The sequence below is a fragment of the Candidatus Poribacteria bacterium genome (assembly GCA_026702755.1).
Taxonomy (GTDB): Bacteria; Poribacteria; WGA-4E; order WGA-4E; family WGA-3G; genus WGA-3G.
Map to the genome: position 1 here is coordinate 56692 of JAPPBX010000033.1, position 13333 is coordinate 70024.

A 13333-nucleotide genomic window follows, 5' to 3' on the forward strand; every position below is an offset into this window, starting at 1 on the left:
TATGAAAGACCAGACGCTTTTCCCACTCTATAATGAAAATAAGGGCATAGACACACCGCATCCACCGCCACAAGGATCGCAAAAGGGGGTGCCACAGGCGGACGCGCGTCGCGTCTATATTGAAACGTACGGATGTCAAATGAATGTCAGTGACAGTGAACTGATGGCAGGCATTTTGACGCAGAGTGGACATCAAACCGTGCCGCATCTCGACGATGCGGATGTCGTCCTTGTGAACACCTGCGCGATACGGGAAAACGCGGAAACAAAAGTGATTAATCGGCTCAAGCATCTGAACCATCGGAAACGCCGTCAACCGGAACTCATCATCGGTGTCTGCGGTTGTATGGCACAACACCTCCGAGACAAACTCTTAGACGCGGCACCTTATGTGGACCTTGTGATGGGCCCCGATGCTTATCGAGATCTACCCGTGGCACTGGATTCTTTGGTGCGTGGTGTGGAATCGCATGTCTCGCTGACGGATCGGGATCCGTTTGTAGGCTTGCGGTTAGACAAAAGCGAAGATTACGCCGACATCGCCCCCATCCGAAAAGAGGGAATTCGGGCGTGGCTCACCATTCAGCGTGGGTGTGATAAGATGTGCACCTTCTGCATCGTGCCCTTTGTTCGCGGCAGAGAACGGAGCCTTCCCCTGAAACTCCTTGTTGAAGATGTCGAAAAACTGGTGGACCAAGGATTCAAAGAGGTCGTTCTGCTTGGACAGACTGTTAATTCCTATCACGACGACAGTGCCGATTTCGGAGACCTCCTCTATGCTGTCGGCGAAGTCAATGGATTGGAACGCGTACGATTTACCTCCCCACACCCTGCTGATGCGACGGACAGTATGATTGACGCAATGGCGAGTTCACCGAGTGTTTGTAAGCATTTGCATCTCCCACTGCAATCTGGTTCAACGGAGGTGCTGGATCGTATGCGCCGTACCTACACAGCGGAGGAATATCGCGCGCTTGTCTCGAAGCTCCGCGAACGTATCCCCGATATTGCACTCACGACTGATATTATCGTCGGTTTTTGTGGTGAAACCGATGCGGAATTCATGGAGACATATCAGATGATGGCGGATATCCGATACGATTCAGCGTTCATGTTCAAGTATTCTGAGCGTGAGGGGACCCTTGCACATAAAGCCTTACCGGATGATGTGCCCGAAGCCGTGAAGGGAGCACGTCTCAAACAGATTATTGAACTCCAAGAAAGTATTTCTGCGGACGTCAACAGTGCTGCAGTCGGTGATACTATCGCAGTACTTGTGGAAGGCGAATCGCGTCGAGATGCAGATAGATACCATGGAAAAACGGATGGCTTCAAAACGGCTGTGTTTCCGAAAGCGGACAGTGAAATCGGTGAGGTCGTCAACGTTCGCATTGACAGCACTACAGCACATACCTTGATTGGACAGATCGTCTAATGGACAAACTTAGAATCAAAAGTAAGGTCGAAATTGAGAAGATGAAGCGGAGCGGTGAGGCGGCAGCGACCGTGTTGAAGCGTATCGGAGAGGCAATCGCCCCGGGTGTATCCACCGCCGATTTGGAACGCATCTCGCGTAAGACAATCGCTGAGGTCAACGCCACATCTTCCTTTTTGGGCTACCAACTTCCTGAACACGACCCTTATCCTTCCACAATATGTACCTCAATTAACGATGTCGTCATCCACGGGATTCCAAACAAAAGGGATGTTCTGCAAGAAGGAGACATCATCGGGATTGATACGGCTGTGAGTATTGACGGCTACCACGGTGATAACGCCTATACTTTTCCCGTTGGAGAGATTTCACCATCAGCCAGTCGGTTGCTTAAAGTAACGCGGGGTTCGCTGTACGATGCGATTGCAGAGGCGAAACCGGGAAACCGTATCGGCGACATCTCTTCCAAATTACAAAAAGGGGCAGAGTCTCAAGGGTTTTCCGTCCTTCAGAGTTTTGCGGGACACGGCATCGGGCGGAGTCTGCATGAGGCACCGGAGATCCCTTGCTTGGGGGTTGCTGGACGCGGTTTGCGTTTAAGACCAGGGATGGTACTCGCAATTGAAACAATGGTTAACATTGGACTGCCCGATGTGGAGATGTTAGCAGATGGATGGACGATTATGACCTTAGACGGTAGTTTGTCTGCCCTTTTTGAGCATACGGTCGCTGTCCTTTCGGACGGACCTGAAATTCTAACTGGGAGTTCACTGTGGGAAGCCTAAGTGCAAAAATTATAGCCGTCATTACCGCAATCCTCATCTTTGTTTCGCTCTATCTCATCTTCGGATACGCGCGGGTTGAAGGCACAATGCTGGAAGTGCAAAAGATCTTCTACTATCACGTCTCTGCAGCGTTGACCGTGTTTGTAGCCTTCGGTGTCAACTGCGTGTTCAGTATCAAGTACCTCATTCAACGGAAACCGAACGACGATCTGCTTGCAGTCGCTGCAGCGGAACTGGGACTTATCTTTTGCACTATCGCCCTCCTTTCCGGTCCTATCTGGGCAAGATACGCATGGAACACATGGTGGAATTGGGAACCGCGCCTCACGAGTACGCTCATCCTTTGGCTGATGTACGTCGGTTATTTTATTCTCCGTTCCGCTTTGGAAGAGGACAAGCGCGGGATCTATTCAGCCGTCCTCGGAATTATCGCTTACCTTGATGTACCGATTGTGTATTATGCTGTCGATATCTGGCAAGGCGGTTTACATCCCGACCGTGGAACGAAATGGAACCTTGAGACGACGATGCGTCATACATGGATGGTAGCACTCCTCGCATTTATTATGTTATTTATCCTTTTGCTAATCGTCCGGTATCGTATCAAAAGAACCCAAGCGCGTTATGAAATAATGCGGCAGAAGCATTTACGGGAGGCACTTTGATGAAAATAATCGTTGTGATAAGTTTTTTGGTGGTTTTGGGGTTATTCTTGTTCGCAACGCAAGTGCCGATCACCTTGACAGATGATGAAGTCGCGAAGGCTGTTTCAGAGACAAGCTCGGAATTGCCTGTGGACGAAGAGCTCCTGGAACGGGCAGTGAAACTATCCGTTGAGAAACTCGAACAGGGACAAAGCACTCGCCTCAAGTATCTTGCCGCTGCCTATTTCGTCATTTGGTTGGTTTTTATACTGTACTTACTCCGCTTGGGACAACAGCAGCGAGAACTCGACAAACGGCTTTCTCAATTAGAACAAACACCTGACAACGAGGTAGAAGAATAAACCTTTTTTGTTTTACCTTTATCTTAATCATGAAAACTTTCCTTTTTAAAACACAACAGACGCTTGAACAACCCCTAACGGAAGTTTTTGAATTCTTTTCTAACGCACATAACCTCGCTGTGATTACACCGCCGTGGCTCAAGTTTGAAGTCCTAACCCCCGCCCCGATTGAAATGGTCGTCGGAACGCGTATTGATTACAAGCTAAAACTACGTGGCATCCCTGTCCGCTGGCAGAGTGAGATTACCGAGTGGGATCCACCTCACGCCTTCGCAGATGAACAACGCCGCGGTCCTTATCGGATCTGGCGGCATAAGCATACCTTTGATGAGACAGAAGACGGTATCGTTGTCGGCGATTCGGTGGAATATGCGGTCTGGGGAGGTGCGCTTGTTGACAAATTTTTCGTGCGTCCGGATATAGAGCAAATCTTTGCTTACCGCACCGAGCAGTTAGCTGAAATCTTCCATCAGAGGAAGAATAGCAACTTATCGTAAAAACAGATGCGTTCGTAGTAATGCATCACCCGCTTCACGTAGTCTAACGTTTCGTTGAACCCCTGAAAATAACCGTGCGGTGGTTTCCCGCTTTCCCACACTTCACGATGGATGTGTGCGTGCTTCTGCGTCAATTGACGAAGGGCAACGCTCACGGGTCTCCATAAGCGTGGATTTCCTACTTCATGACGACGGACGAGTGCTTGTGCATCACGGACGCGTCCGAGACCGCCGTTGTAGCTCGCTAACACCAACCGGTGACGCTGCTCATAAGGACTTTGTGGGAAAGCGCGGTATAAATTCCTTAGATGACGCGCTGCACCCGCGATGTTCTGCGCCGCGTCAAGTGGGTCTCGCACCCCGAGTTCTTCTGCTGTTTTGGGCATCAATTGGGTTAGTCCTTGCGCACCTACCGGGCTTTGTGCGTTTTCGTCAAACCCAGATTCCTGCACAATCAACGCACAGACCAGACGAGCGTCCAACCCTTGTTTGGCAGCGTGTTGCTGAATCAGTCTTCTATACTTAAGCATCTTTGGTGTCAGGACGAGCAACCGCAAATCCGACGGGACGCTCATGACTGCACTTAACAGGACGATTAAGACGAGTATTAGAATAAGAAGGAAGAGTGTGTGTTTGCGCAGCATTTCTGTTTACTCAGCACGTAGGGTGGGTTGAACGGAACCTTACTGGAAACTGCATAGATAAGATAGCCTTCAAGTTCAGCAAGAAACCTGAAATCACCAAAGGACGAGTGAAACGCAACACATTTTCACGCCGAAACCTTTTAGGGCGTTGGGTTTCGCTATCTCTATCTACACAGATAATCCATAGAAGATCAACATTTTCCGTATAAACCGAAGGGTTTTGGTCTTTTACCGCTCAACCCAACCTACAGTCACAGCCATATTTTTATTATCGAACTTACATCAAAATAGGTAACCCATCTGGAACGTGAGTCGATGTGCTTGGCTGGTTTTTCCCTTACGGTGTTCACTGTTTTGTGTCTGCTGCCATGCGTAAGAGCATAAGGCGTTCCAGCCATTTAATGGGCGATAAGAGAACCGCGCACCGACCTCTGTGGTTTTTGCGACGACACCTGTCGGAAACGGGAGTGCTTCAAAGTCCTCCCCGTAAAAACGATCTGCGATTGTGCCTTCACCGTGTCGGGTTAGCACCGCGCGAATCTCTGCTTGCGTCGAGACAGTCAATTGATAAGCGGCTAAAAATCGCAGTGTATCCGAATCGGGCCCGATCGGATGCCCGATTGCGTAACCGAAGTGCGTGAACTGATTATCAGGCACGAGATGTGTGTATGCCCACCGATTGACGCGGGCATATTCACTATGGAGTCCGAGTTGACGGTCGAGATATTTCGGATACCATGTCACCCCCAAAAGCCATGCGACAGCGTGCGGATCGTTCGCGCCAGGGACATATTGAATATCGTCGATGATCCATTCTCCGTAAAGACGTACGCCGTTGACGGGTCGAATCGCTGCATCGAAGGCGAACATGACGTTGTCGTCGGCTTTGGCATTATACTGTAGCGCGTAATAGAAGGTAATCGGGTTCGCGTATTTCCATTCCAAGGTTTGTGCATCGCCGCCGTAAAGCACCCATTCCGCGACACCGATTTCCACATGGTCGTTGAATTGGTAGTCAAGTCGATGCCCGCTGATATAGCGTTTCGCCAGATAGCGTTTCTTACCATCGTCATACCACGTTGAATCGAGTTGTGCGGTGAAGGCTGTCGCTTTGAGTCGTTTTCCGAACCTACCGGTGAGTCGTACCTGATCGAACGGCGGTGAGTTATCCGAGATACCAACCGTTTTGTGATCGCTTGCACCCCAATAAAGCCAATCTCTCCCAACGAGCAGATCGAGGTGTGAACTGTTGACTTGCAAGTATCCCCTCTTGAAATCGCCAGTATATTCGCCGCGCCAACGTTCAAGACGTTGTTCCGCTGTTTTTCCCGTGAGTGGTGGACTCTCAAAGTTATGTGCCTCAAATTCGGAGTAGAACATTAAGCGTGGTGTGGTACGCTTTTCGAGTTTTCCCAGTGTATAGTGAAACCCAGTCTCAAATGCGGGTGCTATTTTCTCTTCTGTCGCTCGGAGTTGCGGAAGAAATCGGACGCTCCATCCTTCACCGGGCAAGCGTTCTTTGGTAAACTCCCGTTTCAGTTTCTCTAAGAGTTTCTTGTCTATTGCTGATGGAGTAACAGCACCTGTACGAATCCGAGATTCCGTCTGCTCGATTATTTGTGCCACTTCACTCCTTGAGAGTGGCGCGGTGTGCCGATGAAATCCACCTGTGATGCCGTCAGTCTCTAACTTCGCGAGTGCGTCGGTAACCCACCCATCGAAATTCAGAGGGACATCGGGCGCACCGTACGCCGTACTGAAAATGAACATGAATGCAAAGAGAAAGATTGGAAAGGTGGCAGATTGGAGGATTAGAGATCTTTTTCTTCCATGCTTCCATCCTTCCATCTTCCCGCGCTTATTTTCTAAAGTCATCTGCATCACATCTCCGCCTCCAGTTTCTTAACACGGGCATCGATGTGACGGAACTGCCAGGTCCATTGGACGTTATAGAGGAATTGTCGCAGGTCGAAACGGTTGTCATCTGGCGAATAAGATTCAGCGTGGTAGGAGGGCGTTAGTGTTGTCATTTTGTGCCGATTGATAGCATAATATCTAAAGAACCGTTTTACCTTCTCAGCAACTTCATGCGGCGGCAGATGATCCCATTCTTGCACTAATTTCTCAAACATGCTGACGGGACCACACTGCTCCATTTTTCGGAGTCGCCCGAAATGGCTCAATTCGGCGTAGGTCATTCCCATATCATCTTCATCGATTTGCGTGTAGGTTTCGGTTATCGGTTCCAATTCTGCTGTCGGCGGCGCGTCAACAATTTCCGAGAGCGTCGTATAGCCGAGGTTATCCTTAGCCCAGTTGAGGAATCTGCGTAGGTCGTGTTTACTAATCCCACCAATCGGGTTGATGTCGCCGCTACTGCAATCGTATTTCGTAAGGTAGCCACGGAGTGCTTCGTCAACGTTCCCCGTGCCTAAAACGAGGAGGGTGCCTTCACGGTTCCGCACCCACGGCATCATCTGCGCGAAGAGGTAACTGAGCACCATCCGGAGTCGCGCCTGTATGTTCTGGAGTGCCTGATTTTCTCTATACGATCCACCCTCCACTTTGAATCGGGGTGTTTTTTGCGTGATGCGGATAAAGAGCGTTTGCAACGCCTTCACAAGCCCATCCATATTGATGTTTAGGTGATATGCTCCGATTTGCTCAGCGAGTTGTTTCGCTCGTTTCTGTGTATCGCGGGAACTGTTCTCCGTGCCGATGTAGCATGTATATAACAAACGATTGGCAAGAACACACGGATCTGTGAAGACATCAGGGGTTTCACCCTCCGCTAACCATCGGCTGACATCACGGATAACCGATTCATTCTTTTCGCGGATGGCTTTAGCGACGAGTTGACACATTGAACCGACAATCGTTGCGACGGCCCCGCTGTCCGCACCCCCAGAGAGCGGAACGAAGAACCCTGCAGCACCCGATCTCCGCAGGTAGTCCCAAAGCCAACAAGCGGGACCGAGGGCTATCTCTTCTTCGGGAATGTGATAGTGTGGATTGATCTTTAGTGTTATTCTCGGCGTGCCTTCCGACTGCGGGGGATTGAGCGCAAAGTCAACATCTATCTGTGGAAGCTGCTCAGTTTTACTTGCCTGTACAGCCCGACTCGCCTTTGCACCGCGATACGCCCGGACATCGTGCAGGTTCACCGTAGCAGTGACGATCTCGACATCTTTGAGTGAGAACTGGGAACCTTGTGCTAAGATTTCACCGTTTTGTGCAATCAGTGCGCAGCCGTCAAAATAAAGCCTACCGCCGTCACACCCTTGTTGGTTCGCGTAAAGGTAGGCCCCACCGCTTTTGGCAGACGCGTTCCGAATGAGCGCGATGCGCGTGTCCAATTTCCGTAACTCATGGTGGGAACCTGAACCATTCGCTATGATTTCGACACCGGCGTTTCCGAAATGGATATGAGGACTCATCGGGACGAAGAGTTCCTCACAGGTTTCGGCTGCCAAGAGTGTGTCCGTAGTGGCAATCGCTGCAATGCCGATAGGCACCTTCCGTTGTCCGGTCAATTCGGTAATCTCTTGTGGCAGCGTATAATCTTCGGTTGTCCAACCGCGCTCCCATGCAGTAAACCAGCGCGCCTCTCGGTAGTTGCCATCGCTTGCGAGTATCATCTTCGGTCGGATTAACAGCAGTTTGCCGTCTAATACGAAAACGCGGCAGTTGTAACGGACGTTTTTGTGCATGATAGGCATCCCGATATCGCACAGAATGCCATCTGTGTGTCCACCTTTGAGGATACACCCCAACGACTCCCAGCTGTGCTGAAGTGTGTCCAACTCCAGGAAATGGTCTTCGCAAGAATATCCCGTGATCTCCAGTTCCGGTCCCAACCGGTACCTTGCACCGCTCGCTTTCGCCATCTCTATGGATTCAATGATACGGGCGGTATTGCCTTCAAAATCAAGGCTCCATTGATTCAGATTACACGTCGCAAGGACTGCTTTCATCGTTTCTATCCTTTGGATGAAGTCGTCAGCCATCAGCAGTCAGTTAAGAGGTTTCTGATTAAACTAAATGCTTCTTTACTGATTGCTGAAGGTTTCCGATAGCCGACGGCTACTCACGTTTTCTGCGGTTTCTTGCGGGCAGCCGGAAACAGGATATTGTTGAGTATCAATCTGTAACCGGGTGAGTGTTTATGCAGGTCAAGGTTCGTCGGAATTTTTCCCTCTCCGACAAGGTGGCGGTAGTCTTCAGGATCGTGTCCACCGAGGAACGTAAAGGTGCCTTTTCCCAGTTTACCGTGGATATATTTGGCATAATTACTGCCTTCTACCTCCCCTAAAATCGTGATGGAACCTCGAATCCTGTTCATGTTAAACGATGTCGTCTGCCCAAGAAAGCCCGGTACAACACTGACATGGTTTTGCGTGAGCATCGTCGGGATCGGATCGTGCTTTGCGGCAAATTCAAAAAGTTTGAAATCTTCAACCCCGCTCTGTGCGTCTCGATCTGGGTTCGGATTGTCTATGTCCGAGAATTCGTAACGGTACGGATTCGTATAGAGATTGAAATTTTCAAATGCCAAGGTGCGCTGAAAGTCAAGTTTCGCGTCAGCCTCTGCTTCAATCGGTGTGCCATCCAATTCCGGAGCGACGATGTCGATTGCCCCACCGTGTGTCGCCAATGCGATGTCGAGTGTTTCAGGGGCTGAACACATTGCGAAGATGAACCCACCGTTGGCGATATAGTCAGCAATCATTTGCGCTGTCTGCCCTTTATGTCGTGCGACCCGCTTAAATCCGGCTTCCGTGGCGGCTTTCTCGAACATCAGCATCCGCTGCTGGTACCAAACCTGAGATGAAAACGAGGCGTGGAATTTACCGTGCTGTCCCGTGAAGTCTTCGTGGTGGAGGTGCAGCCAGTCGTACTCACCGAGTTCCAGTATCCCGCTTTGGACCTCTTTATCCCAGATTTCGTCGTAAGGGATCTGTGCGTAGTCCAGTGCGATTTTGACCGCATCGTCCCAAGGGTCTCGGTAGGGCGACGCTTCTGATGGCGCGTATACGGCGATCTTCGGTGCCTTTTCTAACAGAATCTCGTCCATGTTGCTACTTTCGAGGACGGATTCCTTTATACTGGTATAGTCAGCGTGGTTTATCGGTTCAAAACGGACACCCATTAATGTCGCTTGCAGTCGTACATCTTGTGAATCCGGCAGAACGAACGCACCACCGCGGTAATTGAGCCACCAATAACACCGGTACTCGCGCGGAACCTCTAATGCCCAGTACGTCAAGCCATAAGCCTTCAGATGATTGGTTTGTGCACCGATCTCCATCGGTATCAAGAGCCATTGCGCGCTGGCGACGTTCACGCCGAAGCAGGAGAGTATCAGTATGAAAACGAAGGTAATACGGATAAGTCGAATATGGAACATTTTTGATTTTCCTTGTGGCTCGGTTCGGATGGTTTAGCAAGGAAGCAAAGGGCAGCCACAAGGGCTGCCCCTACACTTCTATTGTTACCTTGCGCTTGGTGATTCATCGGAAGCCTGTCCTAAAACTGCGGGTTCATACCCAAACACGACCTGTCCGTTGTACATCAACGGTGATTCGGTTGCCTCTGGATTCTCCGTGTCAATTGTCCAGAGTTGCCCGTTATTCTCGTACAAGATCCAGCGTCCCTGCGGTGGTATCCATGCCGGATGGGAGCCACCCTTTTGGGTTAACTGTCGTTCCGTCGGAACGCCTTCATCCGAGTAGGTGACGAGCCAAACCTGTTGATAATTGCCTTCCGTTCGAGTGAACGCCAATTGGTTCGGATTGGTGGGCGACCACGCTGGGTCTGTATCATCTGTCGTGGAGACGACAACTGGTTCCACGCTGTTTGTCAATTGGTCAAACGCATAGATATTTTGTCTCTGTTCCGTAGCATCTGGATTTTCGATGGTTCCACTTGTGACGTAAGCGAGTACTGTCCCATCGCTATTCCATGTCGGTGTGAAACTCTGCATCGCCGTTGATGGCAAGACAAACTCAGCGTCAGTAGAAATATGTCGGATAACAACGCGGCTGCGGTTTCCGAGTTCTGAACGTGTGTATGCGATATATTTCGCGTTGGGTGATATTGCTACATCTCTTGCCAGTTGTCGGCTGTCAAGGAGCAAGGCACCCTGCAGTTTTTCACGGCTCCGAACGATAACGTTTCCATCCCTGTCCTGATAAACAAGCGTCCCGTCGTTCGCGACTGTTGGGTTGTGTCCAGTGCCGAGCGGCGCATTACTGCCATCTGGGGCAATACCCCAAATAACATCGTCGTAAGCGAAGTAGATAAACGCTGGCAAATCTTCTGTTGAAGATGGGTTTTGTGGCAGATCTATCGTTGTGCCTCCAGGTTCAAATGTTTCTGTTCTACTACTGTTTATCTGGTCTGCGGTGATTCCCTTTTTCGGCGTAAAGGGTTCTTCGCCTCCAAATTCCCAGCCTGCGCCGTTAGCTTTCCAAAGAAAAGTGAGTCCCTTTGTCCAGTATGTCCATTCCTCATTCACGCGTCCATTACGGGTAAGTCTAAAAATGTCTTCAGGTTCACCGTACCGTTTTCTAATTTCCCAGCGTCCACCGTCCTCAATTTCCGCCATATTCCCTTCTTCATCAATATAGGTGGCGAAAATGTCAATATCAATGTGCGATGTTGTCTGACCCGGGAACACATTGATCATCGTAGGTTCACCGCGCGCCGGTTGGCGTGTGCCATATATCCCAACGCCATCGGTGATACCCGTTTTTCCGTCTTTGTTTGCGTCCATCACTGCCATCACATAGTAGCTGCCGGGCAGGGCGGAGACCTGATAACTCCCGTCACTTGCAACGGAAATTGGCATAGCGATGGGTGCACTAAAATCGAAAGTATAGGAGAGCGTCAAAATGCCGTGTTGAATGGTGTGCCCATCCCACACGATTCGTCCGGTGATGTTGCCCTGTTCGATGTGTGTTTCAATGCCGGGTGGTGCAGGGTGCAGATGTCCGTTCGTGTCATAGCGAGCACTTATCACGAGTTCGATGTCAAGGTTTTCTCCCTCTGCAAGTGTGATCGGAGCCGGGGGTTGCGTCGTGATGTCCACTGTTCCATACCCACCCAAACCGTCGCCATCGCTGTATCTGCCGTCTTTGTCAGCATCAAAGTTAACGATGACATAGTATTCACCCGCTGGAAGCGCGATGCGGAATATACCTCCGGCAGCTGTATCTCCACTTGCAATAGGGGTGACCAAAGTGGGTTCGCCATACACTTCGACGCGTGCGGTCGCATCTTCAGGAAGGGATACGTGCCCTGTGAGGATACTCGTGTTTTTGGTCCGTGTCTTTTTACGTGTCTGATAGGTCGCGGTAATTGCGATCGTAATGTCTTCAGTGAACTTGTTTGGGGAAATCAGCACCGGTTCTGGGAATTCGCCGCGCTTCCGCATATTTTCGACACCGTAGAACCCGAAGTCATCGCCTGCATCCAATTTATTCGTGTTGTTGTTGTCGACAATCGCCATGAGGTAGTATTTCCCCGGCAGCAGATTGAGTTCCCATGTTCCTGACTCTGTTACTGGGGCAATACCGGCGCGATATTTCCAAGATAGGTCTGTATACGCCAGAATTAACGCCTTTCGATTTCTGATCGGTGTTGGTGAGTTTTCCTGCGTCTGGGCAACACTGAGTGTGCCACGACAGCCGGATGTTGCGGTGCGCAATTCCGTTTGGAATTGTTGGAGTTGACTCGGTTCATATTGAGAAGTTGAAACAATTTTAGGTTCTCTGTTAACGTAAGTCATTCGTGCGGTTATCGGAATCTTTAAACCTTGCACTTTTTCTTGGTCATCCACTTCGATGAACTGGTACTTTTGCTGTTGATCGTTCCAATTGGTAATTCCAAAGATACCCAAACCATCGCCTGCATCAAAATTGCCGGATTTATCGACATCAACGTAAGCGACGAGATAGTAGCGACCCGGTTCAACGCGGAGCGTGAATCGACCGTCGCCGAGTTGCGGAATCCCGCTGATATACAGATCTCTGAGTGTATCGTCTCGGTAGACCGATACGCTCGTATGTGACAGATCTTGCCCCTCCCAGATAACATTTCCTGTTAAGGTTGCGGTCATCCGTTTTGTGGCAGGATTCTCTTGGGCGGAGAGGTCTTGACAGACAACTTCACTGACAAGCCCAATGCTAATGGCGAGTAGCAACAGCATCAATCGATTCATCTTTCGTTCCTTTGCCTCTGTTTCTTTGGTGTTGTTATTAGGTGTAGATAGCATTAATGGTAACACATACGAAGATAATTTGCAAGTGGGAATGATTTCCTTAAAACATTTGACTTTGGCACGAAATGTACGTTATAATATACTGTAATTTATTTACCTCTGCGGATAGGGGCAAAACCTGCTTTCTGTCCTCCAGATAGTCTGCCCGCGCAAAACCACAACCTGGACCTAAAAAGGAGCAATTGGCAATGAAAATAAAAGTCTATTATATCTGTGTTGTACTGCTGATGTTAAGCCTATCGGCACCTGCAGTATTCGCACAAGACGCACAAGCAGATAAGCTGCTTGGGTGGTGGTTATTTGATAGCGAAAAAGACGAAATCGGCAATTGGGGTGACATAGCACTCCATGGTGCCGAACTCAAAGATGGTCAGTTGATTGTTGAGACTGGGAAATGGGCACACGCGCTTGACTACGAGGGCCCCGATATTGAAGAAAAAACATTGATGACATGGGTTGCTCTCGATAACCTCGCTGCAACGAAAGGCTCAGCACTCACGTTAGATAAAGCTTCCGAGGACCAGTTTAACGCAATTGTCTACGCCGAACGCCAACCGAATCAGTGGATGTCCGGGAGCAGTTGGTTCCATCGCACTGAGGACTTCCCAAAAGCGCATAATGAGAAGAAAGAAGGCGAAATGGTCTACTTAGCCTTCACTTATGAAGATAAGGGCGGAACTTACAA

The 13333-nt window shown here is 49.8% G+C and carries 11 protein-coding genes; 6 read left to right on the plus strand and 5 right to left on the minus strand.

Annotated elements, in window-relative coordinates; translation table 11 throughout:
• Nucleotide 1: 1 nt before the first annotated feature.
• The 5 genes from miaB to OXH39_06695 are packed head-to-tail and all read left to right on the plus strand — an operon-like array spanning nucleotide 2 to nucleotide 3723.
• A complete protein-coding gene (gene miaB, locus OXH39_06675) occupies nucleotides 2–1435 on the plus strand; it encodes a tRNA (N6-isopentenyl adenosine(37)-C2)-methylthiotransferase MiaB (GenBank protein ID MCY3550126.1) in 1434 nt (477 codons plus the stop codon).
• Nucleotides 1435–2220: a type I methionyl aminopeptidase gene (gene map, locus OXH39_06680; GenBank protein MCY3550127.1), complete on the plus strand. Its 786-nt coding sequence runs from the start codon at nucleotides 1435–1437 to the stop codon at nucleotides 2218–2220. Before miaB ends, map begins: the two co-directional genes overlap by 1 nt.
• Nucleotides 2208–2885 carry a cytochrome c biogenesis protein CcsA gene (gene ccsA / locus OXH39_06685; GenBank protein MCY3550128.1) on the plus strand — a complete coding sequence of 226 codons (678 nt, stop codon included), beginning with the start codon at nucleotides 2208–2210 and terminating at the stop codon, nucleotides 2883–2885. The genes map and ccsA overlap by 13 nt, the downstream gene beginning before the upstream one ends.
• Nucleotides 2885–3226 (plus strand): CcmD family protein, encoded by a 342-nt coding sequence (locus tag OXH39_06690; GenBank protein MCY3550129.1) that lies wholly within the window; start codon nucleotides 2885–2887, stop codon nucleotides 3224–3226. Before ccsA ends, OXH39_06690 begins: the two co-directional genes overlap by 1 nt.
• 29 nt (nucleotides 3227–3255) lie before the next feature.
• Nucleotides 3256–3723 (plus strand): SRPBCC family protein, encoded by a 468-nt coding sequence (locus OXH39_06695; protein ID MCY3550130.1) that lies wholly within the window; start codon nucleotides 3256–3258, stop codon nucleotides 3721–3723.
• Here OXH39_06695 and OXH39_06700 read toward each other — a convergent pair.
• The 5 genes from OXH39_06700 to OXH39_06720 form a co-directional block, all read right to left on the minus strand.
• On the minus strand, nucleotides 3696–4367 hold the full coding sequence (locus OXH39_06700; GenBank protein MCY3550131.1) for a transglycosylase SLT domain-containing protein: 672 nt from the start codon (nucleotides 4365–4367) through the stop codon (nucleotides 3696–3698). The two genes, OXH39_06695 and OXH39_06700, sit on opposite strands and share 28 nt — an antisense overlap.
• Nucleotides 4368–4649: 282 nt before the next feature.
• A complete protein-coding gene (locus OXH39_06705) occupies nucleotides 4650–6242 on the minus strand; it encodes a hypothetical protein (protein ID MCY3550132.1) in 1593 nt (530 codons plus the stop codon).
• A 5-nt stretch (nucleotides 6243–6247) separates the two neighbouring features.
• The gene (gene nadE / locus OXH39_06710) at nucleotides 6248–8341 is read right to left on the minus strand and encodes an NAD(+) synthase (GenBank protein ID MCY3550133.1); all 2094 of its coding nucleotides are present in this window, start codon (nucleotides 8339–8341) and stop codon (nucleotides 6248–6250) included.
• A 113-nt stretch (nucleotides 8342–8454) separates the two neighbouring features.
• Nucleotides 8455–9774, minus strand: coding sequence for an asparagine synthetase B (locus OXH39_06715; protein ID MCY3550134.1), 1320 nt, complete (start codon nucleotides 9772–9774; stop codon nucleotides 8455–8457).
• Nucleotides 9775–9858: 84 nt separating this feature from the next.
• Nucleotides 9859–12588, minus strand: coding sequence for a hypothetical protein (locus tag OXH39_06720; GenBank protein ID MCY3550135.1), 2730 nt, complete (start codon nucleotides 12586–12588; stop codon nucleotides 9859–9861).
• 248 nt (nucleotides 12589–12836) lie between these two features.
• Between OXH39_06720 and OXH39_06725 the strand changes: the two genes are divergently transcribed.
• Nucleotides 12837–13333, plus strand: a 497-nt coding sequence (locus OXH39_06725; protein MCY3550136.1) for a hypothetical protein, incomplete at its 3' end; no start/stop codon positions are given.